Origin of the sequence: Clostridium simiarum (assembly GCF_018919175.1) — a bacterium.
Lineage (GTDB): Bacteria > Bacillota > Clostridia > Clostridiales > Clostridiaceae > Clostridium_L > Clostridium_L simiarum.
Window position 1 is genome coordinate 116,935 of sequence record NZ_JAHLQL010000005.1, and the last position, 26,480, is coordinate 143,414.

Sequence of the window (26,480 nt, forward strand, 5' to 3'; positions counted from 1 at the left end):
AAAGCCTTATTTATTATACTCTTTAAAACTTATACAACTATCATGATTTTAAAATGCTTCTTGTTAAATCTCTTTTCATGGCTCTGGACATACTTTTTAATAAAACATAGGATATAGCACCATCAGCAATATGATGTATCATACTTCCCAGCATAATTACCACTAATATATAAAAAACATCCATTCCCACAAAAGGTATTACTGCTAATGCCTCTAAAATTCCGTGTATAGGTGAAGTTATAATTACAACCTTTTGAAAAGAAGTTCCCTTTCTTATAGCTAAAGCACCTACAAGTCCAACTATAATATGCATACTAGCTCTTGCTACTATGGGCATAGGAGTCCCTGATAAAAGAAATCCTATTGCAGATCCTACACCTACCATAACAGCACTAGCCGGTGATATAAGCATAGAAAAAAACATAGGTACATGAGCTGCAAGCGTTGCTGAAAATGGTGGTATTTTAATGCTTAAAAATCCAAATTGTATTGGTATTATAATTGAAAATGCTATAAATATGGCTGTAAGAATCATTTTTTCTAATTTATTATCCATAATAATCCCCCCTAAATAACCCTTAGTGTATATACACTAGTATATATTATTTTATCTTTGTTGTAAACATCCCTTTTCGTTAAATTCATGAATTTTTTTGAATATTTATTCTGAATAACTTTTTCTAAGACTGAGTACTCCTCATAGGTAAACTTTGTCTGAATCTCTGAATCATTTTCTAAGAAATTAACTATTAACTTTATAAATTATAATCTCTTACTAATATTGACTTAAAATATAAATACATTTATAATATACACATACCCTGTATAGGTATATGGAGGTGTTTTAAATGAAAATTGATGATAAAGCTTTAAAAACTATTAAGAAAAAAGGTGGATTCTTAGTTATAAAATCTGTAGTAAGCAATTGTGGTTGAAGTGGTTCTGTTAGAAATCTCTGGATTGAGGTTTTAAAATACTTAGATGATGTAGAAAATTATAATCTTTATGAACATGAGGGAATTAAAATCTATATACATAAATCCCTTATAGTAGATGATAGTGAACTTTATATTTATCAAAAGATAAAAATTCCATTACTAGGTTCTATATTTGGAGTGAAGGGTGTTACCCTTTAAACTTAAGCAAAATATATTTTCAATGTTAAATAAAAAAACACCCTTTCGGGTGTTTTTTTATTTAACAAATATTATCCACGTTGTTCTATCATGCTCTTAACCTTCATAAGTCTTGTAAGAGCTCCTCTTTCATTTTCGTCTAGTTTCATTCTTATATACTTTATTGTTTCCTCTAATTGAGGTATTGTCATATATTCAAGAGCGTTAACTCTTCTTCTTGTTTTTTCTATTTCATCTGCCATAAGTTGTGTAGATTTTTCCACTTCAGCTAGTTCTAATAGTTTAGGTAGCACGGCATATAATTTTTCGATGGCACCATCTAGCTCTGCTGAGGTGTTTGCAAATCCATAAGGATATATACTTCCAGCATCATCATTTAATTGTCTTATAAAATTCATTACTGGAACATTAACACTCATTATATTTTTCTTACCTACTTCTAAGCTTATCTTTTCTTTTGGATAAGCTATGGCTTCTTCTAAAAATTCAGAACTCATAACTCCTCTTGCCATTACAAAGCTTTTTAAGGCCTCTTCTAGCTCTGCTTCTACAGACTTTCTAAGTTCATTGTTGTATCTTACTAAGTTTATAAACTGTCTCATAAGCTCATCTTGCTTGTCTTTAAGCAGTTTATGTCCTCTTGTAGCAGTTGCAAGTCTCTTTTTTAGTTTAGTGAGCTCCATTCTTGTAGGATTTACATTCAATCTTGCCATACTAATCTTCCTCTCTTACAGGCAGATACTTTTCAAGATATTCATCCCTTATTCTCTTAAGCTCAGTTCTTGGTAGTATTCTAAGTAGTTTCCAACCAAGATTTAAAGTCTCCTCTATAGTTCTATTTGCAGTAAAGCCTTGAGCTACATATTCTTTTTCAAAGGCTTCAGCAAACTGTGCATACTTTTTATCTGTATCTGAAAGTGCAGATTCTCCAAGTATTGCAGCTAGCTCTTTTGATTGTTTACCTTGAGCATAGGCTGAGAATAACTGGTTCATAGTATCTGCATGATCTTCTCTTGTCTTGCCCTTACCTATACCTTTATCTTTAAGTCTTGATAGAGATGGTAAAACATCTATAGGTGGCATTATACCCTTTTTATATAACTCTCTAGATAAAATTATCTGTCCTTCTGTTATATATCCTGTAAGGTCAGGAATTGGGTGAGTTTTATCATCTTCTGGCATAGTAAGTATTGGTATTTGAGTGATGGACCCTTCCTTACCTCTTAATCTACCTGCTCTTTCATAAAGAGTTGATAAGTCAGTATAAAGGTATCCTGGATATCCTCTTCTACCTGGAACTTCCTTTCTAGCTGCTGAAACTTCACGTAATGCTTCAGCATAGTTAGTTATATCTGTCATTATTACAAGAACGTGCATACCTTTTTCATAAGCTAAATACTCTGCACAAGTAAGAGCCATTCTTGGAGTTGCAATTCTTTCTATAGCAGGATCATTAGCAAGATTCATAAACAATACGGATCTATCAATAGCTCCTGTTCTTGTAAAGTCTTCTATAAAGAACTCTGCTTCTTCAAAGGTTATACCTACAGCAGCAAAAACTACCGCAAACTTTGAATCAGAATTTAAAACCTTTGCCTGTCTTGCTATTTGAGCAGCAAGTTGAGCATGTGGAAGTCCTGATCCAGAAAACACTGGAAGTTTTTGTCCTCTAACAAGAGTGTTCAATCCATCTATAGCAGATATTCCTGTCTGTATAAATTCAGAAGGATAATCTCTAGCCACAGGGTTTATTGGTTCTCCATTTATATCTAATCTTTTTTCTGGTATTATTTTAGGACCATTATCCTTAGGTCTACCCATACCATCAAAGACTCTTCCAAGCATATCTTCTGAAACTCCAAGTTCAAGAGGTCTACCTAAAAATCTAGCTTTTGTACCTTTAGGATTTATACCTGAAGATCCTTCGAAAATCTGTACCATGGCTTTGCTACCATTAACTTCAAGAACCTTACCTCTTCTCATTTCACCAGTATGCATTTCTATTTCAACTAATTCATCAAACTTTACACCTTCAACGCCTTCAACTACCATAAGAGGTCCAACAACCTCTGTTACAGTTCTATATTCTTTAAGCATCTAGCACACCTCCTTGGCTTATCAAGTTCTCAATAGCACTTGAAAGTTCCTTGGATATTTCATCTATTCTATTTATCTCTGATTCAGGTATGTATTTACTTCTAGCTATTTTATCCCTAACTTCAAGACTTAAAAGTTCTTTTAAGTAAATACCTGCCTCTAAAGCTTTTACAGATTCAAAATAGAATTGTAATACAAGCTTTAACATTTTATATTGCTTTGGTAATGAAGCATAAGTATCTACTTCATGGAAAGCATTTTGTTGCAGATAATCTTCTCTTAAAGATTTAGCAACTTCAAGCTTTAATCTATCTTTTTCAGATAAAGCATCTATACCAACTAATCTAACTATTTCTTCTAAATTAGCTTCTTCTTGAAGTAACGCCATAGCTTCTGTTCTAATCTCTACCCAATCTTGAGATACTTCGCTATCCATCCACTCTCCTATTTTATCTGCATATAATGAGTAGGAGTTTAACCAGTTAATTGATGGGAAGTGTCTTCTATATGCTAGTTGAGCATCTAGTCCCCAGAATACCTTAACTATTCTAAGAGTAGCTTGCGTTACTGGCTCTGATAAGTCTCCTCCTGGAGGTGATACCGCTCCTATGGCAGTAACAGCACCTTGTCTTTCCTCTCCTCCATGGCATATTACCTTACCAGCTCTTTCATAGAATTCAGCAAGTCTTGATCCTAGATAAGCAGGATAACCTTCATCTCCAGGCATTTCTTCAAGTCTTCCTGACATCTCTCTTAAAGCCTCTGCCCAACGGGAAGTTGAATCAGCCATTATAGCTACAGAGTATCCCATATCTCTAAAGTATTCTGCAATAGTTATTCCTGTATATATTGAAGCTTCTCTAGCCGCAACAGGCATGTTAGATGTATTGGCTATAAGTACAGTTCTCTTCATTAATGACTCTCCAGTTTTAGGGTCTTTAAGTTCTGGGAACTCATTTAAAACGTCAGTCATCTCATTTCCACGTTCTCCACATCCAACATATACAACTACTTCAGTATCTCCCCATTTAGCTATTTGGTGCTGAACTACAGTTTTTCCTGCACCAAAAGGTCCTGGAACAGAAGCCGTTCCTCCCTTAGCTACTGGGAAAAATGTATCTATTACTCTTTGACCTGTAACCATAGGTTCTACAGGGTTTAACTTTCTAACATAAGGTCTACCACGTCTAACTGGCCACTTTTGTAGCATATTTAAAGATTTTTCACCTTTATCTGTATCTAATATACAAATAGTTTCTTCTATGGTAAATTCTCCTGATTTAATTTCTTTTACAACACCTTCGATACCATTAGGTACCATGATTCTATGTTCTATAACTGCTGTTTCTTGAACTACTCCTAATATTGTTCCTGATTGAACCTTATCTCCAACCTTTACCTTTGGTTCAAAAGTCCACTTCTTTTCTCTATTTAAAGAAGGTACTTCTATACCTTTCTTTAAATAGTTACTTTGAGCAGCTTTTAAATACGCGTCCAATGGTCTTTGAATTCCATCAAACATAGCCTCTATTAGTCCTGGTCCAAGTTCTACACTTAAAGGCTCCCCAGTAGTACTAACTGGGTCTCCAGGTCCTATTCCTGATGTTTCTTCGTAAACCTGGATGGATGCCTTATCGCCTCTCATCTCAATGATTTCACCGATAAGGCCTTTCTCTCCAACCTTACATACGTCATATATATTAGCTTCATCCATTCCTTCAGCAACTACTAAAGGCCCTGAAACTTTAATAATCTTACCGGTTTTCAAGTTACCAACCTACCTTCCTATAAAATATTAACACCAACTGCTTTTTCTACATTTTCGTTTATCTTACTCATTCCTATGTTCAATGTACCTTGATTATTTGGAATTAATATTACGGCTGGTAATGTTTCTTTATTATATCTTTCAATAGTTTCGCTTACATCTTTAGCTACTCCTTCAGTAACGAAAATAACTGCGTATTGGTTCATGGCTAATCTATCTATGGTTTTTCTAGCCTCTTCAGGCTCAATAACAGGAAAAACATCTATACCTAAAGCTTTAAAAGCTAATACAGAGTCCTTATCTCCTACCACACCTATCTTATACATAATTATCACGCAGCCTTTCTCTAATAACTTCACTTGGAATGTTATTCAACTTACCAACCATTATAATTCTAATAAGCTTGATCTCATTTTCCTTTGCATATATATATGCAATAAGAGGTTCTAATCCAAAGCTTATATACTTAGCCTTTTTCATAAAATTCATTATGAAGTTTTCACTTAACTTTTCAAATAAATTTATAGATCCTGTCTTACTATAAGCTTCAATACCAGCCTTTAAAACCTCAGAATAATCTGTGAAAGCAAGCTTTCCAGCTATATTTTCTACTGAATCATTGTACAAAGAATTTAATCTATCTCTATCTACGTAACCGCCCTCTATAATTGTATTATTTAAAAAATCTCTTGTGTTTTGTTGTTTTTTTACTCTTAAAAGAGTTTTTATATTAGTTAAATCAATTAGATATTTTAAATATTTTTCTAAAAATTTGTCTTCTATATCTTTACTTAAAGAAAGCTGATGCATAAATAAATATTTATCTAAAATAATGTCTATTTTCTGTGGGTCTTTTGAAGTACTAAAATCCTCTAAAGCTTCTTCAATGGCTTTTCTCATTATAGGATTTAAATCTCTATAAGATTCATTGTCTAAAGCATATTTAAGTTTATTAATATCTAAAGTCCCTACAGATATAAGCATATAGGAAAAATCTTTTTCTAAAAGCTTCCCCTTAATTAAAACTTTGATGTTATGATAATCATATCTTAGGCTCATTATATCTACAACGCTATCCTCTGGTGTCATATCGTATAGCATCTTATATACTCTTTTAAGTTCAGCACTTAATATGACTTCATAATCTTCAGCTCTTTTTACATTAGACATTAGGGTAGAATACTCTGATTCTTGAAGAACCTTTAAAGCATCCTCTGCAGAATCTGAGTCTATCATTCTATCAATTTTTGCTCTATCTAAAAGTCTAGTTTCTAAAACCCTAAGTCTGGGTATTACTTGGGTAAAAAGCATTGAATCCATTTATTACCCTCCTTAGTTAAACAATACCCTTGCTATTTCATACTCCAATTCATCTTTCATGGAATTGATTAATGCTTCAAAAGTATTGTTAATTTCTATACCATTTTTCTCTAAAATGAAGCCGCCTTTAAATTCTCTATCCTCAGAACTTATTCTTATATTACCTTTTTTGCCCTTAGCCACTAATGATTGATTTATTTCTTGTATAACTTCATTAGAAAGTAAACTTTTGCCTTTAGAGTTTAATATAAGATTTTCATCTCCTATTATGTCTAAGGCACTAATTCTATTTTTAATATAGTTTATATATTCCATTGAATCCATTATGGCTAATTTTTCTAAAGCCTCATCTAAAACCCTTGAAATCATAATTTGCTTTGCTTCTAGCTTTTCATTTCTTACTTTAAGCTCTGCATTGGAAATTATTCTACTTTTTCTTGTAACACTTTCCATTTCTGACTTTTCTATTATAGACTTTTCAAGTGATTTAGCTTCTTGTACTTTTTTATTTATTATATTTTCTTTTTCTTCATGAGCAGATTTAAGGATTTCGTCTTTTTTAGCATTTGCTTCATCTAATATCTTGTTTACAAGATTATTTATATTAGACATACCTTATCACTCCAAACTATTTTACAAATAAAACCATAAATAATGATGCAACGAATCCTAAAACTGCATAAGTTTCAACCATAACTGCGTATATAACGCCCTTCATTACGTCATTTGGTCTCTTAGCCAATATTTGAACACCTGAAGCAGCAACTTTACCTTGAGCTATAGCTGATTTCCATCCTGCAAGTGCAACTGGAAGTGAAGCCATTAAATATTTAAATCCAAGATCTAAAGAAGGAGCACTTCCTCCAAATATACCTATCTTTGTAAATAGTAATAGTGCTATAACGAAACCATATAAACCTTGAGTACCTGGAAGAGCAACTAGTATAAATGTTTTACCAAATTTATCTGGCTCTTCAGTCATTAAACCTGCAGCAGCCTCACCTACTATTCCTATTCCCTTTGCGGAACCTATTCCTGCAAGTCCTGTTGCAAGAGCAGCCCCTAATAATGCTAATATTAGTCCACCGTTGTTTTCAACTAAAAATTGTACGAATGTCATGTTAAAATCCTCTCCTATCTATTTTGTTATTTTTATATATTCCTCTGAAAGTTTATATGGAGTAAACTTTTTACCCCCACCCTCATAGAATTTACCGAAAAATTCAAGGTATTGTAATCTAGCTGCATGGACATATGATCCTAAAGCATTTATAACTAGATTAAAAAGATGTAAGAAAATAAAAAGTATTGGTGCTAACACATATATGAAAGGTTTAGGGAATAAGCTTACTATAAGATTTAAGGCATTAGCTATAAATCCTGTGGCAAGACCTAATGCTAAAAGTCTTGAGTAAGAAACTACATCTCCTAAATAACCAGTTATACCATAAACACCATATACACCTCCCCCGATTTTACCACCTAGGGTTGGAGCACTTCTTCCCTGAGTTAATAATAGAGCAACTAAACCTAAAATTAACATCCATTTTCCTGCTGATCCACCTTTTCCTAATATTAGTAATAATGATCCTATTAAGGTTATATACCAGGTGAATACATCATAAATTGCATCTTTTATCTTATGATCTCTTATTAACATATAAGCTTTTATACCAAGACCAACAAATATGTGAATAATACCAAAAGCCAATGAAAGTGTGAATATCTCTATTATACTAGTTGGAGGATCTAGCAGGTATGGAACCTTTATACCTAGATATTCTGATAACAAATCTCCAAACCAACCACCATAAATAGCACCCCAGGCTACTGTAGATATACCTGCAAGTAAGAAAAACTTAAAAGTTTTTTTCTTATCCTTGTCTTTAGCAAACTTTAATCCCAATATAGATGCCACTACCATTATTAATCCATATCCCGCATCTGAAAGCATCATTCCAAAGAATATAAAGTAAAATATAGACAATATGGGTGTAGGATCTATCTCACTATATAGTGGTAAACTATACATCTCTACTATATTTTCAAAAGACTCTGCAAACTTATTATTTTTAAGCTTTATTGGTACCTCTTCTAAGTCTTCATCTGAAACTTCATTAAAACTTAAATAATGATCCTCACCTATTGCATTTGAAATTACGCTCTTTAGATTTTCATTTGAATCTACTGTATTCCAACCACAAATGGTTACAACTTTATCAGTTTTTAAGAAGTTTTGCGAAGCTTTAAGCTTTATAGCATTATTGTTATAATACTCATAAGCTATCTGTAATTCTTCATAATCCTCTTTTAACCCTTTAAGCTCTGAATGTATAATGTCTTCTTCTTTGTTTATACTAGTAACTTTTTCCATGAAATCTTTTATTAGATCTTTAGGGCTTTCATCATATATAAGTGCAAAAGAGTTAAATCCATAATTTTTTAATACTTCACGTGCCTTATCCTCGTCTTCCTTAGGTACTAGTGCATAAATATACATATCCTGGCTATCTTTATTGATAACCTCTATGTACCCTTCCTTTATGCTTTCATTAAAGTCCTTCAAAAGATCCTCTTCATATTGCATTGCTAAATTCCCTATAAATGGAGAAACATACTTTAAGTTCTTCAAATCTTTAAAAGGAGCATCAAAATTCACCCATAAATCTAAGGTGGTAATCTCTGTATCTATTTTAGTCCTTTCATTACTTAAAGTATTTAGCCTTTCTTCTTTTTTCTTTAAAGTTTCATAGATATCTTTCCAGTGGTTAGCTTTCATCTTTTCATCTAACTCTCTATAGTCTAGAGATTTTTTACCATTTAAGAAAGCTTTTACTGCAGGCTCTTTTTCCATATAAGGATTTAGAAATTCTAAAGAAAACTTTATCTTTGAAAGAGCGTCCTCATAACTATCAAACTCTTCTCCAAGATTATCCTTCTTTAAGTCTTTTAACTCTTCATGTTTTTCTAAGACAATCTCATCTTGAAGATTTATAAATTGCACTCCTTCAAATCGTTGCAATTCCTCTAAAAGCTGTTGTTTTTGTGATTCAAAGGCTAGTAAAGTAAATTTGTTCATCTTAACTATTGCCATTGATCTTCACTATCCTCTCAATAACTATTTTTACTGCATCATCAAACTTATCCTTAGGTGCATTTAATATAGCTTCTTTTTCTTTATTACCAGCTTCAAGAATAGGCACCGATTCCTTTTCTCCTGACATAACAGCAACATTTATTATATCTTCTGCCTTTTTTTTGGCTTCTTTCAATATATTTTCATATTGCTCTTGTGCTTCCAATTGTGCATTCTTTAATATGTCTTTGTTTTCTGATTGAGCATTTTTGATTATACCATCAGCCTTTTGCTCTGCGGCTTTAATATCCTTGAGTACGTCTAATGCCAAAGTCTCACCACCTTTTTATTCAATGTTTAATAATCCTAAACTTTATATTCATTAATACTTAATATAGTATTAATTACAATATATTTATATATAATTATACTATGTTTTGCGTATATTTCAACTTTTATAAGTAAATTTTTAATTAAAATACTCTTTATTAATTAAAAAAGTTAGCTTAAATAATTTTTTTGCAGTCATATAATGTAATATTTTACCGAATAATTGTTAAAATTTTTCAAAATCTCCTGTGATATCCTCTATAAAACTCCAATCTTCCTCATCATATAGTATATAAGACTTTTCTTCACACAAAATTCCATAATTTATGTATTTTAAAATGTCTATTTTATATAACTCTCCATGATATTTCTTTCCACGTTCATAATTAAGTTTTATATATTCTTTTAAACGCTTATCTTCTTTCTTTGATAAGTCTCTATCTAAAAACTCTGGAAGCCATTTTTTCTTATTAAAATTCATATAATCAAACTTTATTATTTCTTTTAATATATTATCTTCCCCAAAAATATTTTCACTAAAGTCTAAAAATACATTGTAGTATTCAGTATTAGATAAGTTTCTTTGAAAATATCCTTTTTCTTTAAAAAACATAGCTAAACTATGGAAAAATTCAAAGGGGGCATCAAATTTCTTTTCTAAATAATCAATTATATTATTAAACTTTTGAGAATTATAGTATTTATCTACCATAGCTTCTACAGCTTTAAGCTCTAGTAACTCATCATAGCTTATCATATCAGTTTTTAATATTTCATAGGGTGGATAAGGAGAGTAAACCATCCCCCACTTTTCTGCTTCTGCTGTCATAGGTGATCCTTTTAAAAGCTTTAAAAATCCTAACTGAATCTCCTCTGGTTTTATGGAATATACATCATTAAAGGATCTTTTAAAAGATTCATAATCTTCTCCTGGAAGTCCCGCAATAAGGTCTAAATGTTGTTTTATATTCTTTATACTTTCCATCTCTTCTATTTTTTCTTTTATATCACTAAAATTCACATTTCTATTTATATTTTTCAATACCTCATCATTGGTAGTCTGAACTCCTACCTCAAATTGAAACTGTCCTTTTGGCGCTTTAGATAGTAACTTAATTTCTTCTTTTTTTAATATATCTGCTGATATTTCAAAATGGAAAGTAGAATCTGTATCTTGATCTATTAAGAACTGCCATATTCCCATAGAAAATTTACTATTACAATTAAATGTCCTATCTACAAACTTGATCAGCTTAACTTCTTTATCTATTAAAAACTTTAACTCCTTTTTTACCCTTTCAATATCTAGAAATCTTACTCCATGTATAGTGGAGGAAAGACAATATTTGCAATTAAAAGGACAGCCACGAGATGCTTCATAGTAAACTATTTTATTAGTTAAATCTTCTTCTTTATTATATGGAAATATAAGGTCATTCATATCCATTAAAGGTCGCTTCCCTCCATAAATAATATCTCCATTTTCCTTCTCATATAATCCTTTTATCATACCTTTTTCTTTTATTCCAATTTTTCTTTCTACAAACTCTTTAAATGTTTCTTCACCTTCTCCTTCTATAACATAGTCTCCAGGATTATTGGAAAGAAACTCCTTGCTATTGTAAGAAACCTCAGGCCCTCCGTATAGTATTTCTTTTGAAGGATCTATTAACTTTATAAGATTTGCTACCCTAGTTACATATTCTAAATTCCAAATGTAAGTAGAAAATGCTATTATTTCTGCATTTTCTTCAATTATACTCTGAACAATATTTTCAACTCTATCGTTTATTGTGTACTCTTTTATTTGGCATTGATATTCCAAATCTTTGGTATATGCTTTTAAATACCTTATTGCTAAATTGCTGTGTATATACTTTGAGTTTATCCCTACTAGTAGAATCTTCATTAATTACGTCCCCCTTCTTTTGTGCAGATATATAGTAAACATCATTCCATTGCCTTATATCTTTTATTTCAAAGAGTTCTTCTAACATATTTAAAGCATCCATCTTAGAATACTCTTTTATAATATTATAATCCTTTATCTTTATCTCCTTTATTTCTTCCTTAGGTAGAATTAGCTTTATCTTTTCATTTAGTATTTTGCTATTTATTTTGCTTATGTCCCATATGTGTATTTGCCCTTCTGGATTTAAAAATTCATATGCATCTTTTAAAACTTTTCTCCTATCCTTTCCATTCCATAAAGTACTTAAATAAAAAAATAACACCACATTGTGATAGTATTCCTTTTCTAGCACAGATTTATTTTCACTTCCTTCTATGTAATCTACTGTGCTTTCATCTTCTTCATTATTCTTAAATAAATTATATACTATACCATGATTTTCTTCACCTATATCTAATACATTCCCTTTAAATTTAAAGGATTTCAAGTCAATAATATGCTCTATTTTCTTTTCCATAGTATCCCTCCTAAAATATCATTCCTATAATTAATTTAACATAAAAAAAATAATTCTTCCATGATTTGGAAGAATTATTCCTTATAAAAATTCATTTTACTTTATATAACTTTCATAAAAGTCTAATAAAAATCCAGCAGTAGTTACCTGTGCCTGCTTTAATATAAGGGAAGATATCCTAAAGTATCTCTCCTCCTTATCTTCAATACTACTAAATTTAGAATATGCACTATAAGCTACCTGTGAGTTGCTTTTTATATAATCATCAATACTATCAAATCTTAAAATTCCACTTTCCACCGCAAAAGAATAATCACTAAACAACTTAGAAATTATCCACAATTCAAACTTTCTGTGTTTCTTTAAAAGCTTATTATTTACATGGTGAGGTACTGTAGTATCTTGTACCAAGTGACAAGCTGCTCCAAGATAAAATAGAGCCTTATTGGTATCCCCTGCCTCCATATAATTTATAGCCATTTTATAATATTTTTTACCTTCTGTTAAAGCATCTGAAAATCCGTAAAGTCCCTTGCCTTTTGTAACATGGTAAAAATGATTAGAGCTTTTAAAGTCTTGGTCTGCCCAAGTAACACCTTCATTTAAAGGTTTTATATGATCTCTATAGTAATCTCCAGCTTCAACATAGCCGTCATTATTTAGTATTTGTATAGCTTGTATATTAATAAATTTATGAACAATGCAGTGAGTTTTTAATACTAGTTTCTTCAATGGATTAACAGCAAACATTATTCCATGAAGGGCTTTGCCATAAGTAAATTCAAACTTGTTTTTTTCCATTAGCTTTTACCTCTTTTTGTTTAAGAATTTTTACTTTGCCACAAGATAGAAATGATAATCATTCCTATCACCCCAAGAATACAATAAATTATACCTCTTTTCAATGCATAATTGTTGATAATTTCTCCTTTTTTTACTTCATATAGTATACCAGAAGATTTATCTAATATATTTAGATTTTCTGCATTAAATTTCATAGAACTTACTTCTACCGTTCCTTGAAATTTTATAAATTCTTTTAATACCGACTCCTTAGCTAAAGAATATATGATATTATCCTCTATATCGTAAAAATATATTACATTTTCTTCTCCTATATGACCTTTTTTATCTATAACTAATTCCCTTAAGGTACTTAATTTATTATGTTGATATAATGGTGCTGGTGGATTAGTTGAAGGATGCTTATCTAATAAAAAACTTATTTTCCTAGATTCATTATCTTTAAATCTAGGAGAATCCACTGGATCTCCACCACTATAATCGGGCCATCCATACCAAACCCCTGCTTTTATATTATATATATAATCACAATCTCCCTTTAATGGTCTAAGACCCCTATCTTCTATTCCTCCTACTATTCCTATTATCTTGCCAGAACTATCATAATCTAAGGCCGTCACATTTCTTATACCCCAAGCATATAACTCTGTTTTCTTTGAATCTATATCATATTTTATTATGGAAGCATTGCCTGGGAAATGTCCAGGTACTATTTGTCCTGAAATATTTTTTGTTTTATAAGGTACAAAGGCGCCTGTAGTACCATTTTCAAAATTAGTTCCTCTTATAGTTATAGTTTTAGGAGTTATATCATAATTAAAAGGATTATTACTTACCCATAAATTATCTGGCCCTACTATTGCTGAATTGGTTGCAGAACCAATGGTAACAAATAGGCTTTCATCCTTTATCATTATATTACTCTTATTATAGTCCCCAAAGTTAGGTATATTATCCAAAACCTTTTCTTTCTCTTCTGTAATTTTATTATATTTGTATACCTTATCTAAAGATGAATAGTATATATACTCATCCTTTATAGCTATTGAACTTATTTCAATATTCTCTTCTTTAAATAAGATATCACTTTTACCTCTATTATCAATATATTGAATATGATCTTTAAATGCAACAAAATAATTTCCGTCCTGGTCTATTTCAAAATCTATAGCACCTTTTAATCCTTTAAACTTTTTACTTACCTTAAGGTCATTTTCCATAATATTTATATTAAACTCTGATTTAAATCTTAAAAGCCATAGGGCTATTATAGGAAGTATAATAATTACTGCCACAGTTTTTATAATTCTTTTCATAACTTCTCCCCTAACTGTATTAATAAATTAATATATTTAATTCATGTATATTTAATTTTATTATCTTTAATTACTAAAATTATCTATTTTACACTTCATTAGAATTAAATAAAGAATATATATTTAACTTGAGGAATAATTATTAATGTCAGCATTATTGTAAGGGGTAGTTATTAATGGTAAAAGATAGATTTTATAGAGATTCATTTACGCTTACTTTGTCAAATCTTACCACTGGTGTTTTAGGATTTATGTTTTCGATTATACTTTCAAGAGAGCTAGGTCCAGAGGGAATGGGGCTATATGGACTAATAATGCCTATATATAATCTTTTTATATGCCTTATATGTGGAGGTATAATAGTGGCTATATCAAAGATTTCCGCAATTTATAAAGATAATAATGACATTGGTAACCTTAAAAACACTATAAAAGCCACAATGAAATTTGACTTTTTATGGTCTTTTATAATAGTATTATTAGTTTTCATTTTCGCACCTTTTCTTGGAGAAAAAATTATAAAAGATACAAGAACTATTTATGCAATAAGAATAACCTGTCCGGCAATGATATTTATAGCTCTTTCTAATATATTAAAAGGTTATTTTTATGGTACTTCTTCCATAAAGATTCCCGCTTTTATAGATATATTAGAAAAATTTATAAGGATTATAATAATCCTTTTTATAGTTAATTATTTTAAGCTAAGCACCATAACTCAAACAGTTTCTGCTGCCTATGTAGCTTTATGTTTTGGAGAATTTATAAGCCTTGCCCTACTTTACATTTACTACAAAAGATCTACAAGAAAGCTAAGTTATGTTCCTAAAAAAACAGAAGGTAGAGCTCAGCTATTATTTGATGTTCTAGTTATATCTCTTCCTCTTTGTTTGAATGGATTTATATCTACAGCCTTAGGAGCCTTATCTACACTGATTTTACCTAGAAGACTTATGAGTTCAGGATTTCAATACAGCGAAGCTCTTTCTACTATAGGAAAATTTACTGGTATGACATTAAACATTGTATTTTTCCCCATGATAGTTATTTCTTCTATAGTAACAGTGCTTATTCCAGATTTATCTCAAAGCGTGAATAGAAAGGATACTTATTTTGTAGAAAACCGTATATTGGAAGTACTTAGAATATCTTTCATATTAGGACTTGCTACAGTGATACTCTGTATTTCAATACCTGAGTATTTGGGTAAAATGTTTTTTAAAAGAGATGATCTTACAACCTATATAAAATTTGCTTCACTTTCTGCTCCAATTTTATATTGTTCTTCTACAACTTATGGCATATTAAATGGTTTAGGTAAACAGAATACAGTACTTAGAAACTCTCTAGTAACTTCTTTATTCGAGCTTGTAAGTCTATATATACTTACTGGTATAAAAAGCATTAATATATTTGGTTATGGAATCACTATGATGATGTCCTCTATTGTTTCCATAATCCTGAACTTAAAAGAAATAAAAAAATATTACTCTATAAATATATCTATAATAAATATATTTATATATATTTTAATAAGTCTTTTATTCTATTTTAATCTTATAATATTAAAAACTAGAATACCCGATTCCTTAAGTCAAATAAAAAATCTCCTATTAATATTGGTAGGTTTTTCTTCATTCTTTCTTTCCATAATTTTTACTCCAAGAAAACATTCTACTTAAATTTCTTTTTAAAAAAACAGATAGCTTGCAATTTTGCAAGCTATCTGTTTATCTTAATCTATTTAATATAAACTTAGGTACAAGTTTAGTTAATTTATTTGGTAATGCTTTCATATCTTTTTTGGTGATTCCACCAGTAAGAACTAATCCATAAAGATAGACTATCATACCAACAAATACACTTATTAAAGTAAAAATTGAACTTAACACATATGTATTTCCAACTAATTCTAATATAAAAGAAAAATTAGCATTTAATATTTTTATAACTACAGCCATAAGTATGGCTGCCAATGTAGGTTTAATTGCAACTTTTATAAGACTTATCCTTACTCTTAAAGCTGAATTTAAAGCTATATTATTAATTATCATAGGTATTAGGAAACATAATAAACTTCCAATTACAGCTCCATTTATGTTTATACTTGGTATTGCCACTAAATAGTAATTAGTTATAAGCTTCGCTAATATACCTACACCTAGAGAAACAATTACTATGTATAATCTATTTATACTTTGGAGTATAGTAGTTTGAATTTGAACTATAGCCATAAAAACTACTACTATAGCACCGTAAGTCATTATTTCATGTCCTGCTCCATATCTTATGAGTCTATATATTTCTTTACTTAAAACTGCAAGTCCAACAGCTGAAGGTATTGAAACAATATAACTTATCTTAAATGCAAAATCTATTTTTTCTTTAACTTCTTTCTTATTATTTAATACTACAGCCCTTGATATAGCAGGTAAAAGTGCTGATGAAAGTGCCGATATTATGGTAAGAGGTACATATAATAATGTTCTGTATCTACTCAAAAGCGAATACTTTATATCTCTTTCTTTTGTTAGTAAAAACCCTGCAACCTCTAGCCTTTTCTTTACTATAGTTAAATCTATTACTGCACCTACATATTGCATCCCAGAACTTAATGTTATTGGAAACCCGTATTTTAAGAGTCTTCTTAAAAGAGTCTTCGTTGATAATCTTTTTACTGGAGTTTCAGCTACTGATTTCGTTATCCTTATACCTCTACTCTTTTTATATAGCTTAGCAAGATAATATCCTGCAATTATGGCTCCAATGGTTGTACCTATTGTTCCTCCTGCTGCTCCTAAGTCTACACTTTTTTTCATCATAATATAGGCAAAAATCAAACTAAACAGTATGTTAGCTATTTGCTCTATAATCTGTGATACAGCTTTAGGAGTCATTACACTAAGCCCTTGAAAATACCCTCTATAGGCTGCTAGCACAGAAGTTACAAGCATTGCTGGTGTTAAAGCTATTATTGCATAATAAGACCTTGGATTACCTGTATAGGTTGATATAGGTCCTGCAAATATAATTACTATTAAGGCTGCTAAGGTTCCCATAACCATAAGTCCAAATCTAGCAAGCTTAAAGGTCTTTATAGCATCCTTAGGATTATTAAGAGCCATAAGCTCTGATACCTGTTTTGCTATGGCTACCTCCATCCCTGAGCTAGTCATAACATAGATAAGACTAAATATATCATAAGCTGCCGCATATATTCCATGCCCCTCATCCCCAATGGTAGCTAATAGTAAAGGTACATATAAAAGTGATAGTACCTTTGCAAACATACCCGCTGCAGACAATACGGCAAATCCTTTTGTAGTGGACTGCTCTTTCATACCTATCTCCTCTTATTTAAATAATATTAATTATAAATTAAAATCTAAAAACATCACTCTTAATTTTCTTAAATATAGGCGGAAGAGTTTCAGCTATGGTCTTATTTACCATATAACTCAAGCTTTCAGGGCAATCCTTAAATATAACCTTATAGGCATAAAGAAATTGATAGTCTAAACCAAACTTATTATTAAAGAATGAGTTTAACTTTTTATCTCCATACTTTCCATCTCCAATTATTGCATTACCTAAGAAGGATAAATGAGCCCTAAGTTGATGACTTCTTCCTGTTAAAAGATCTATCTCTATAAAAGAAAAAGCTCCATTGCTTTGTATAGTTTTTACTTCCATAGCTATTTTTTTTGTATCAGATTTTCTTTCATTAAAGACTTTAGATCTATTTTCTTCACCATCTTTAGATATGTAAGCTTCATATACACCATCTTTTATTCTTCCTTTAACCAAAGCAGAGTAATACTTTTTTATTTTTCTCTCTCTTATCATTTCATTTAAAGCTTTGAGAGAATCAAAATTTTTACCAAAAATTACAATTCCAGAAGTGTTTCTATCTAATCTATTGCAGGAAGCTGGTGTAAAAGTAATTTCCTTTTCTGGGTTATAATCTCCCTTATCGTATAAGTAAGAAAGCACATAATCTGTTAATGTAGGCTCTCCTCCTTTTTTATCTGAGTGAACCAATACTCCTGGCCATTTTTCCAGTAATAACATGTTCTCATCTTCATATGTAACCTTAAAGTTCGCTTTAACCTTTTGGAACTTTAAACCTTTTTCTTTTTTACTCTCTATATTATCTATAGTGACTATATCTCCCTGTGATAGAGAATACTTTTCTTTAGATTTAACTCCGTTTACCTTTACATCGCCTTTTCTAATTACTTTATATATAGTACTTAAGGGTACATCCTTTAATAACTTTCTTAAAAATTTATCTAATCTTTGGCCAGCTTCATTTATTCCAATTTCTATTTTCACAACATCACTCCTATCGAACTAAATACACAAGTCTAAAAATCCTTAATAGCTGTGTCTTTGATATTATATCACAAACACAGCTACTTTATATCACTCTTAAGATTAATACTTATTTATTCCCTTGTCAAATATTCAAAGGCCGTATTACACTGAATAGCTACACCAATAGGTATGCACTTTTCATCTATATCAAATAAGTTACTGTGAGCAGGGTGATTAATCCCTTTTTCAAAATTAGCACTACCTAAAAAGTAAAATACTGCCGGTCTTTCCATAGAAAAATAGGCAAAGCTTTCTACTCCCATACTAGGATGCTGAAGATTTATAATATTTTCTTTTCCTACCACTGGGAGAGCCGTAGTTTTTAAAAGTTCAACCATATTATCATCATTATAAAGACAAGGATAACTTTCCTCTATATCTATTTCCACTTCTCCTCTTAAAGAAGTAGCTATACCCTTTGATATTTCTACTAATCGCTTTTTAACATATTCCCTATGTTCTGCAGTCATTGTCCTCATTATTCCTTTAATCTCTACTTCTTCTGGAATAATATTTTGTGCAGTTCCCCCGTGTATACTCCCCACGGTTATAACTGCTGGGTATACTGGTGGAATCTCTCTACTCACTACACTTTGTAATGTAACAATTATATTACTAGCAATAAGTACTGGATCTATGGTGTGTTCCGGATGTGCACCATGTCCTCCCTTTCCTTTAACCTTTATGGTAAAAGGATTAGAAGCCGCATTAAAAACATCTTTCTTTATTCCTATCTTACCAGCTTCTATGTTTTCTGATACATGAAGACCTATTACTGCATCTACATAAGGCTCTTCAAGAACTCCTTCTTTTATCATGTATCTTGCACCACCTACAGTTTCTTCTGCAGGCTCAAATAACAGCTTTACATTACCCTTTAATTCACTTTTAATACTATTTAAAATTTTAGCTGCACCTAATAATATTGTAGTATGGGCATCATGGCCACAAGCATGCATCTTTCCTTCAACTTTAGAAGAATAAATGCAACTTTTGTTATCTTTTAAAGGTAGAGCGTCTATATCTCCTCTTAGAGCTATAGTTTTTATATTATCTTTACTTACTGCTCCTCCCTCTATTAAGGCACAAACCCCTGTATTAGCTACAGTTTTATAAGGTATACCCTCCTTATCTAAAAAGTCTTTTATCTTTTGAGAGGTTCTATACTCTTCAAATCCCAGTTCTGGATTCTCATGTATATCTCTTCTTATTTCTATTAATTCATCTTTTATTGCCTCAGCCTTTTTAAAAAAATCTATTCTCTTTTCCACAATTCTTCCCTCCTTAAGTAAAAATTATCCATCTAGCTAAATATTAATTTTATTACAACTTATTTATTATTTGTTAAAATCTATGCCCAATAAACCTTTATGATATCGCCCTCCTTAAGCTTATCACCATAAGAAGCCTCCACCCCATTAAGTTCAAGAGTTATTCTACCTCTTAACTTAGAAAGATCAAAGTCAATATAGTTAAATATATCTACAAATATATACTCTTTTTTTCCTTTAAGAGTTACTAAATCCCCATTTACATTTATCACTATACAATGATGATCCTCTTCTAAGCCTTTACTCTCTTTTTTATCCTCATAATTATCTTTACTTATAGGTCTATCTAGATCATTTGTTATATTCTCAACTGTTTTTTCCTCAAGGTCTACAGCAGTCTCTAATAAAGCTAAATTTTCTATAGAACTATTATTTTCTTTATTATCCTCTACTACTAAAGCCTTATATATTCTATCTCCCTCTTTTATTATATACTCATCGCCTATAATGTGATCCTTTAGCAAAAATGTACCTTGCTCTTTTAGCATATAGGTTTTGAATTCTCCTAAAGTAGAAGGATAAATTATCTCTACATAATCATCTTCCTCTATAATAGAGTCTATATCTTTTATTTCATCATTTATCATACATATAGGATCAAGATTTTGAATTATATCATTATAGAAAAAACTAATAGAGTCTAGCTTGGTTATGTACTCTTTAATCTTGGGCTGTGCATCTCTTCCATCTAAAGCAAACTGTACCTCAATACTGTCTCCTTCTTTAACCTCTGAATCCATACTGCACTCTTTTCCATTTATAAGAATAATTGAATTCTTCCCAAGACTACCAAAAGCAAGTCTCTTATTACCATTTAAACTAAATCTAATATTTTTTCCATTTCTTCCTATAAGCATCTTAGGATTTATTCCTGCTTGTAACAGTACTTCTGTGACTTTGTGATCATGAATATTGAAAAGACTTATTACCTCTCCATTTAAATAAACATCTATAAAATCCTGACCTAAGTTTTTTATTGCCATTAAAGCAATACCTAATACTGTTACGCCTACACTTCCAAGTGAATTATCCCTACATATACAATCCGTTACAGCCTCTCTACCCTTTACCCCAATTCTTTGAGTAGGAATATTAAGCTTTTCACTAAGCTTTTCTCTCATATAAGCGGTGTGAGCTCCTCCTCCCACCAAAAATACAGCATTAGGAGCCTTCCCCCCATTAAGCTCTAATATTTTGTGAGCAATGGCATGGGTTATCTTTTCCACCAAAGGAAGTATTAACTTTATTACCTCCTCTGACTTAACCTGATTTTCCAATCCAAGCACATCTGTATACTTTATTACTTCATCACTGGTAAGAGCTTTTTTTATGTTTTCAGCTCCATTGAAGTCCACTAAATAATTTTGTGCTATAGCTTCTGTAATCTCATCTCCTGCCATTTGAACCATTCCAAATGCAGTTATACTATCCTTACTACTTATAGCAATATCTGAAGTACCCGCCCCTATATCTACTAAAGCCAAATTTAAAAGTCTTAAATTTTTAGGTATAGCAGCTTCTATAGCAGCTATAGGCTCTAATGTAAGGCTTATAACCTTTAAATTAACTTTTTTCATAACAGAGTATAAACTATCCACCACAGTCCTTGGTAAGAATGTAGCTATAACTTCAACTCCTACATTCTCTGCTTTATGAGACAAAAGATTTGATATTACATAACCATTAAGATAGTAATTTACTATGCTATAACCTACACAGTAAAGTTTTCCCTCTGAGGCCTTACTTATTTCTTCTTCTGCTTTTTTTACTGCAGTAAGCTCTAATCTTCTAACTTCTTCTTTATTTATCTCCCTATCTTCATCTATATTTAAATCTACCTTTACCTTTGCAGTTCTCAAAAATCTACCTGCAGCAGCTATGGCAACCTCTTTTAACTTTATATCTAATTGCTTTTCTAAATTATGTTTTACTACTTGAACAGCCTCAGCTACCTTATTAATATCATGAATCTGTCCATCTATCATGGATCTTTCTTCATGTTCTACATAATGCTCTGCTATAACCTTAAATTTTTTATCTTCTATTAATCCAACTGTTCCTATAACAGATCTAGTTCCTATATCTAAAGCAAAAACTATATCCTTTTGATTAATCTTAATTTCCTCCATATAACTAAACCTCTCTTTTAAAGATTGATATACATTATCCTCATTTATAACTATTATCTCCTCATAATTATACAACAAAGCTTACGAAATTTGGTAGGGTATTTTTAATTCAAAATATTAAAAAAAGACGACTTGGTCGTCTTTTTAGAAATTCTCTATAAGTTTCATATTATTTTAAAAGCGTTAAAACCTCTGATTTCTCATTTATATAAGGTAATTTCTTTATTATTTCATAAACATATTTTGATTTGCTTCTCTCATCATTTATAATCTTAGATTTAGGTATTTCATTAAAGTAAAGCATATTACACCAAAAATCTACAAAATCATCCTTTGTTATAAAAGTTGTATTACCATTATCCTCTACAGTGAAACCACAATTAAAAGTTTCAACTATGTTTATATTAAATTTCTCTCCCCTGCTTAAAAGATCATTTACATCTTCCCACATAGTTTTAAAAGCCACCATATTTTTTCCCACTATATCAAAATATAGTAGTGCCTCCTTTCAAATTAACTCTCTACAATAATATACGAGAAATTTTTCTATATGTTATGCCTTTAACAATTAACCTATTAAGGGTATATAACATACTCTAAAAGGTGTGTATATCGAAAGAGAGTATTCTATTTTTATTATTATAGCATATAAGATATGCTAATTTCCATTTTAACTTATCTTTTTTATCAAATTATTCATATATAGTGTTTTGAAATCAAATCTTCTTTCTAACCCATCTATAAATGAAATATCTATCTCATCCTCGCTTATAGATTTTATTACTCCCTCTTTAAAGGAATTATGATAAATCCTATCTCCCTCTTTATAAGGCATGGTTAATTTTTCTTCTTTAAAGTTACACTCCTTTATAAAGGGTGATATTTGCCTCTTCTTCCCTGTCATATACTGTGTTGAATATATATGTAGATTATCTATAGCTCTTGTGATGGCAACATAAAATAATCTTCTTTCCTCTTCTAAGGATTCTTTTCCTGAACTTATATGCGGAATTACCTCATCATTACAATTTATTATATATACATTTTTAAATTCCATTCCCTTTACCCCATGAATGGTACTCATTATAACTGCATCTTTATTTCTTATATTTTTACTCTTTTCCACTTCTTCTTTTACTGTCTCTACATGAGCTAAAAAACTTATTATATTGTTATACCCTTCTGAGGAATTTTTAAACTCTTCTAGTATATCCTCTAAATCTCCTAGTTTAACTTTAAATTTCTCACTATATTCTCTAAGGTAATTTATATATCCAAGGTCTGTAATAATAAAATCTATAGCACTTCTTAAAGAAATCTTATTAAGCCATAAAATATCTTTTTTAATATCCTCTACAGATTTTATTTGAAAGGTAGCCATCCCTTCAATAGCTTTTAAAATATCAAAGCAATTATCCTGATATTTATGATTTCTTACTTTATCTAAATTAACTTTACTTATATACCTAAAGGGTTTATTTATTATCCTACAAAAGCTTTCTCTATGAAATGGATCTATAGAAAGCTTTAAATACCCTAACATATCTTTACATATAAAATGTTCAAAGAAATTATATTCCTTATCTAACAACATAAAAGGTATCTTTTTTCTTATGAAGGTATCTATCACTGCTCTTGCCTCAAAATTAGTCCTATACAAAATAGCATTATCTTTATAATGACTTCCCTTCATAGCTTTATATACACTTATCTTTTCTGCTATGTCTTCCCCCTGAAAAGTTTCATCTAATACCTGTTTATTGAAAATAGGTTTTCTGTCATGCCTATAAGCTTTTATAATCTTTTTATTTCTCATTTTATTAAACTCTATAAGAGATTTAGATACTTCTACTATGTTTTCTGCGCTTCTATAATTGTAAGATAGATACACTTTTTCTCCCTGATAAAATATATCTGAAAATCTTACCATGCACTCTGGTTTAGAGCCTCTAAAGGAATATATGCATTGATCCTCGTCACCCACTGCAAATATTGAGTTATCTCTATTTAAAAGCTTAAGTATATTTATTTGAATATCATCACAATCTTGAAACTCGTCTACTAATATATATTTAAAAAGATTTCTATACCCTTCTAAAATATTAGGATTTTTCATAAAAAGCTCTACAGTCTTTATTTGAAGATCATCAAAATCCCATAGCCCTTTTTCCTCTTTATACTTTTCATAAGCCTCAAAGCAATGAACAAATACATCTTTATCTATATTACTGTTGAAGTCTTCTAAGTTTATAGAACTACTTTTAAATAGTGAAATATCATTGATTACCTCCTTTACCTTTTCTTCTCCTATTTCATCTAAATATTTAATAAGCACATTATTTATTATTCTATAAGTATCCCTTTGCTCTATAAGTTTGACTTCATTATAATGTCTACTACATATTTTGTAGAAAAGTCCATGAAAAGTACCAAAGAAAGGTGATCTCTTTCCTTTTGTCATATTTAAATATCTTTCTTTCATATTTTGAGCAGCTGCCCTTGTAAATGTAATTACAATAATATTATCTGGATTAATCCCTAAGTCTTTAACAATATAATCAACTCTATTCACGATCACCGTTGTTTTTCCTGAACCTGGTGCAGATATTACTAAAAGATTTCTTTTTTTAGTCCTAACCGCTTCTTTCTGATATTTATCTAAAGAAAATTGCATACTTCTCTCCTTAATAATTAAAATATATAATGAAAATTATCTTAATAATCATTATAGCCACTTTTATTAATTCTATATTTATACTATCATATATTTGAATAGATTAACTATTTGATTTTATTTGATAAATTTGATATATAATATAACTAGTATATATTATACAAAACCTTAATTTAAAGGAGATTTACTATGGGTAATATAACAAAGTTCGATGTTCATAATCATAGAAATCTCACCATGTTGGTAGATTTTTATGAATTAACTATGGGAAATGCCTATTTAAGCAGCAATGTAGCAAATAAAGTTGCTTATTTTGACATGTTCTTTAGAAGAGTCCCTGATGGAGGTGGATATTGTATAATGGCTGGGGTGGATCAGCTAATCCAATATCTAAGTAGTCTTGAATTTACAGAGGAGGATATTGCTTATTTAAAATCCAAAAACCTATTTTCAGAAGAATTCTTAGATTATCTTAAGAACTTTAAGTTTTCTTGTGATGTTTGGGCTGTACCTGAGGGAAATCCTGTCTTCCCAAATGAACCTTTGGTCACAGTTAAAGGACCTATTATTCAAGCTCAATTTATAGAAACTATGATATTATTAACTATTAACCATCAAACCCTTATTGCTACAAAAGCAAATAGAATATGTCGCGCTGCTGGGGATAGACCTGTTATGGAATTTGGATCAAGAAGGGCTCAAGGTTACGATGGAGCTATCTATGGAGCAAGAGCTGCTGTTATAGGAGGCTGCAGTTCTACAGCATGTACCATAGCTGATGAAATATTCAGTATACCTGCTGTAGGGACCATGGCTCATAGTTGGGTTCAATTGTTCCCTACGGAATATGAAGCCTTTAAATCTTGGGCTGAGACCTACCCTGAAAACTGTTTACTTCTTGTAGATACCTATAATGTTATAAAATCTGGAATACCAAATGCCATAAAAGTTTTTGATGAGATACTTAAACCTAAAGGATTAAGACCTAAAGGTATAAGAATAGATAGTGGAGATATTACATATCTAGCAAATACATGCAGACAAATGCTCGATGATGCTGGTTATCCTGACTGCGAAATAGTTATATCCAACTCACTGGATGAACATATAATATCTGATGTTCTATCTCAAGGTGCCAAAATAGATAGTTTTGGAGTAGGTGAAAGATTAATAACAGCTAAGTCAGAGCCTGTTTTTGGCGGGGTATATAAACTATGTGCTATAGAGGAAGAAGACGGAAGCATAACTGCTAAGATAAAAATAAGTGAAAACGAAGAGAAAATAACTAATCCCGGATTTAAAAAAATATACAGAATATTTGATAAAAACAGCCATAAAGCCATAGCAGATTTAATAACATTAAACGGTGAAACTATAGATGAGAGTAAACCTCTTGAAATATTTAATCCTGTGTATACTTGGAAAAAGAAAAAGATTAAAAATTATTATGTAAAAGATCTTATGGTTAAAATATTCGATAATGGTGAGGCTATTTATGAAAGTCCTTCTGTATTAGAAATAAGAGAATATGCTAAACAGGAAACCTCAAAATTATGGAATGAGGTTTTAAGATTTGAAAATCCTCATACATATTATGTTGACTTATCTCCAAAGCTTTGGGGCATAAAACAAAACTTACTTCATAAATATTCTGAAGCCTATAAAGACAATGAATAACATAAAAAACTTACAT

General features: G+C 30.5%; 22 protein-coding genes. 2 read left to right on the top strand and 20 right to left on the bottom strand.

Translation table 11 applies throughout. The features are described from left to right. Positions 1-40: 40 nt before the first annotated feature. From KQI89_RS13740 to KQI89_RS13800, 14 genes are all read right to left on the bottom strand, one after another. Positions 41-556, bottom strand: coding sequence for a hypothetical protein (locus KQI89_RS13740; protein ID WP_032120832.1), 516 nt, complete (start codon positions 554-556; stop codon positions 41-43). A 651-nt stretch (positions 557-1,207) separates the two neighbouring features. Next, positions 1,208-1,849 (bottom strand): V-type ATP synthase subunit D, encoded by a 642-nt coding sequence (locus tag KQI89_RS13745; protein ID WP_032120831.1) that lies wholly within the window; start codon positions 1,847-1,849, stop codon positions 1,208-1,210. A 1-nt stretch (position 1,850) separates the two neighbouring features. After that, positions 1,851-3,233: a V-type ATP synthase subunit B gene (locus KQI89_RS13750; RefSeq protein ID WP_032120830.1), complete on the bottom strand. Its 1,383-nt coding sequence runs from the start codon at positions 3,231-3,233 to the stop codon at positions 1,851-1,853. Continuing rightward, on the bottom strand, positions 3,226-5,001 hold the full coding sequence (locus KQI89_RS13755) for a V-type ATP synthase subunit A (protein ID WP_216457534.1): 1,776 nt from the start codon (positions 4,999-5,001) through the stop codon (positions 3,226-3,228). Before KQI89_RS13755 ends, KQI89_RS13750 begins: the two co-directional genes overlap by 8 nt. Positions 5,002-5,018: 17 nt before the next feature. Continuing rightward, complete coding sequence (locus KQI89_RS13760) at positions 5,019-5,333, bottom strand: V-type ATP synthase subunit F (RefSeq protein ID WP_243125382.1); 315 nt, start codon at positions 5,331-5,333, stop codon at positions 5,019-5,021. Continuing rightward, the gene (locus KQI89_RS13765; RefSeq protein WP_216457535.1) at positions 5,320-6,321 is read right to left on the bottom strand and encodes a V-type ATP synthase subunit C; all 1,002 of its coding nucleotides are present in this window, start codon (positions 6,319-6,321) and stop codon (positions 5,320-5,322) included. Before KQI89_RS13765 ends, KQI89_RS13760 begins: the two co-directional genes overlap by 14 nt. Before the next feature lie 12 nt (positions 6,322-6,333). Then, complete coding sequence (locus tag KQI89_RS13770; RefSeq protein ID WP_032120827.1) at positions 6,334-6,933, bottom strand: V-type ATP synthase subunit E; 600 nt, start codon at positions 6,931-6,933, stop codon at positions 6,334-6,336. Positions 6,934-6,949: 16 nt separating this feature from the next. Further along, the gene (locus KQI89_RS13775; RefSeq protein ID WP_032120826.1) at positions 6,950-7,441 is read right to left on the bottom strand and encodes a V-type ATP synthase subunit K; all 492 of its coding nucleotides are present in this window, start codon (positions 7,439-7,441) and stop codon (positions 6,950-6,952) included. An 18-nt stretch (positions 7,442-7,459) separates the two neighbouring features. Further along, positions 7,460-9,415, bottom strand: a complete 1,956-nt coding sequence (locus KQI89_RS13780; protein ID WP_216457536.1) for a V-type ATP synthase subunit I — start codon at positions 9,413-9,415, stop codon at positions 7,460-7,462. Further along, a complete protein-coding gene (ahaH, locus tag KQI89_RS13785; protein WP_032120824.1) occupies positions 9,402-9,728 on the bottom strand; it encodes an ATP synthase archaeal subunit H in 327 nt (108 codons plus the stop codon). The genes KQI89_RS13780 and ahaH overlap by 14 nt, the downstream gene beginning before the upstream one ends. Positions 9,729-9,953: 225 nt before the next feature. Beyond that, the gene (locus tag KQI89_RS13790) at positions 9,954-11,615 is read right to left on the bottom strand and encodes a B12-binding domain-containing radical SAM protein (protein WP_343216379.1); all 1,662 of its coding nucleotides are present in this window, start codon (positions 11,613-11,615) and stop codon (positions 9,954-9,956) included. Then, entirely contained in the window at positions 11,509-12,156 is a 648-nt protein-coding gene (locus KQI89_RS18065; RefSeq protein WP_343216372.1) for a class I SAM-dependent methyltransferase, read from the bottom strand. The genes KQI89_RS13790 and KQI89_RS18065 overlap by 107 nt, the downstream gene beginning before the upstream one ends. A 96-nt stretch (positions 12,157-12,252) precedes the next feature. Beyond that, the gene (locus KQI89_RS13795; protein ID WP_216457538.1) at positions 12,253-12,957 is read right to left on the bottom strand and encodes a zinc dependent phospholipase C family protein; all 705 of its coding nucleotides are present in this window, start codon (positions 12,955-12,957) and stop codon (positions 12,253-12,255) included. A 20-nt stretch (positions 12,958-12,977) separates the two neighbouring features. Then, positions 12,978-14,276 (bottom strand): PQQ-dependent sugar dehydrogenase family protein, encoded by a 1,299-nt coding sequence (locus KQI89_RS13800; protein WP_216457539.1) that lies wholly within the window; start codon positions 14,274-14,276, stop codon positions 12,978-12,980. A gap of 176 nt (positions 14,277-14,452) precedes the next feature. Here KQI89_RS13800 and spoVB point away from each other — a divergent pair, with 176 nt between their 5' ends. Further along, entirely contained in the window at positions 14,453-15,958 is a 1,506-nt protein-coding gene (gene spoVB / locus KQI89_RS13805) for a stage V sporulation protein B (RefSeq protein WP_216457540.1), read from the top strand. A gap of 48 nt (positions 15,959-16,006) precedes the next feature. Here spoVB and KQI89_RS13810 read toward each other — a convergent pair whose 3' ends face one another. The 6 genes from KQI89_RS13810 to KQI89_RS13835 form a co-directional block, all read right to left on the bottom strand. Beyond that, positions 16,007-17,617, bottom strand: coding sequence for a putative polysaccharide biosynthesis protein (locus KQI89_RS13810; protein WP_216457541.1), 1,611 nt, complete (start codon positions 17,615-17,617; stop codon positions 16,007-16,009). 37 nt (positions 17,618-17,654) lie between these two features. Then, on the bottom strand, positions 17,655-18,611 hold the full coding sequence (locus KQI89_RS13815; protein ID WP_216457542.1) for an RluA family pseudouridine synthase: 957 nt from the start codon (positions 18,609-18,611) through the stop codon (positions 17,655-17,657). 113 nt (positions 18,612-18,724) lie between these two features. Next, positions 18,725-19,912: a M20 metallopeptidase family protein gene (locus KQI89_RS13820; protein WP_216457645.1), complete on the bottom strand. Its 1,188-nt coding sequence runs from the start codon at positions 19,910-19,912 to the stop codon at positions 18,725-18,727. Between the two features lie 92 nt (positions 19,913-20,004). After that, entirely contained in the window at positions 20,005-22,113 is a 2,109-nt protein-coding gene (locus KQI89_RS13825) for a cell division protein FtsA (RefSeq protein WP_216457543.1), read from the bottom strand. Between the two features lie 169 nt (positions 22,114-22,282). Next, on the bottom strand, positions 22,283-22,582 hold the full coding sequence (locus KQI89_RS13830; RefSeq protein WP_032121059.1) for a hypothetical protein: 300 nt from the start codon (positions 22,580-22,582) through the stop codon (positions 22,283-22,285). Positions 22,583-22,783: 201 nt separating this feature from the next. Then, a complete protein-coding gene (locus KQI89_RS13835; protein ID WP_216457544.1) occupies positions 22,784-24,787 on the bottom strand; it encodes an ATP-dependent helicase in 2,004 nt (667 codons plus the stop codon). A gap of 189 nt (positions 24,788-24,976) precedes the next feature. On the opposite strand from KQI89_RS13835, the gene KQI89_RS13840 reads away from it, so the two are divergent. Further along, complete coding sequence (locus KQI89_RS13840; RefSeq protein WP_032120815.1) at positions 24,977-26,464, top strand: nicotinate phosphoribosyltransferase; 1,488 nt, start codon at positions 24,977-24,979, stop codon at positions 26,462-26,464. Positions 26,465-26,480: the final 16 nt, after the last annotated feature.

What these genes read in the sequence shown, in the direction of transcription:
- KQI89_RS13740 (WP_032120832.1), bottom strand. Translation starts at nt 556, where the DNA reads ATGGATAATAAATTAGAAAAAATGATTCTTACAGCCATATTTATAGCA.
- KQI89_RS13745 (WP_032120831.1), bottom strand. Translation starts at nt 1,849, where the DNA reads ATGGCAAGATTGAATGTAAATCCTACAAGAATGGAGCTCACTAAACTA.
- KQI89_RS13750 (WP_032120830.1), bottom strand. Translation starts at nt 3,233, where the DNA reads ATGCTTAAAGAATATAGAACTGTAACAGAGGTTGTTGGACCTCTTATG.
- KQI89_RS13765 (WP_216457535.1), bottom strand. Translation starts at nt 6,321, where the DNA reads ATGGATTCAATGCTTTTTACCCAAGTAATACCCAGACTTAGGGTTTTA.
- KQI89_RS13770 (WP_032120827.1), bottom strand. Translation starts at nt 6,933, where the DNA reads ATGTCTAATATAAATAATCTTGTAAACAAGATATTAGATGAAGCAAAT.
- KQI89_RS13775 (WP_032120826.1), bottom strand. Translation starts at nt 7,441, where the DNA reads ATGACATTCGTACAATTTTTAGTTGAAAACAACGGTGGACTAATATTA.
- KQI89_RS13780 (WP_216457536.1), bottom strand. Translation starts at nt 9,415, where the DNA reads ATGGCAATAGTTAAGATGAACAAATTTACTTTACTAGCCTTTGAATCA.
- KQI89_RS18065 (WP_343216372.1), bottom strand. Translation starts at nt 12,156, where the DNA reads ATGGAAAAGAAAATAGAGCATATTATTGACTTGAAATCCTTTAAATTT.
- KQI89_RS13795 (WP_216457538.1), bottom strand. Translation starts at nt 12,957, where the DNA reads ATGGAAAAAAACAAGTTTGAATTTACTTATGGCAAAGCCCTTCATGGA.
- KQI89_RS13800 (WP_216457539.1), bottom strand. Translation starts at nt 14,276, where the DNA reads ATGAAAAGAATTATAAAAACTGTGGCAGTAATTATTATACTTCCTATA.
- spoVB (WP_216457540.1), top strand. Translation starts at nt 14,453, where the DNA reads ATGGTAAAAGATAGATTTTATAGAGATTCATTTACGCTTACTTTGTCA.
- KQI89_RS13810 (WP_216457541.1), bottom strand. Translation starts at nt 17,617, where the DNA reads ATGAAAGAGCAGTCCACTACAAAAGGATTTGCCGTATTGTCTGCAGCG.
- KQI89_RS13825 (WP_216457543.1), bottom strand. Translation starts at nt 22,113, where the DNA reads ATGGAGGAAATTAAGATTAATCAAAAGGATATAGTTTTTGCTTTAGAT.
- KQI89_RS13830 (WP_032121059.1), bottom strand. Translation starts at nt 22,582, where the DNA reads ATGGTGGCTTTTAAAACTATGTGGGAAGATGTAAATGATCTTTTAAGC.
- KQI89_RS13835 (WP_216457544.1), bottom strand. Translation starts at nt 24,787, where the DNA reads ATGCAATTTTCTTTAGATAAATATCAGAAAGAAGCGGTTAGGACTAAA.
- KQI89_RS13840 (WP_032120815.1), top strand. Translation starts at nt 24,977, where the DNA reads ATGGGTAATATAACAAAGTTCGATGTTCATAATCATAGAAATCTCACC.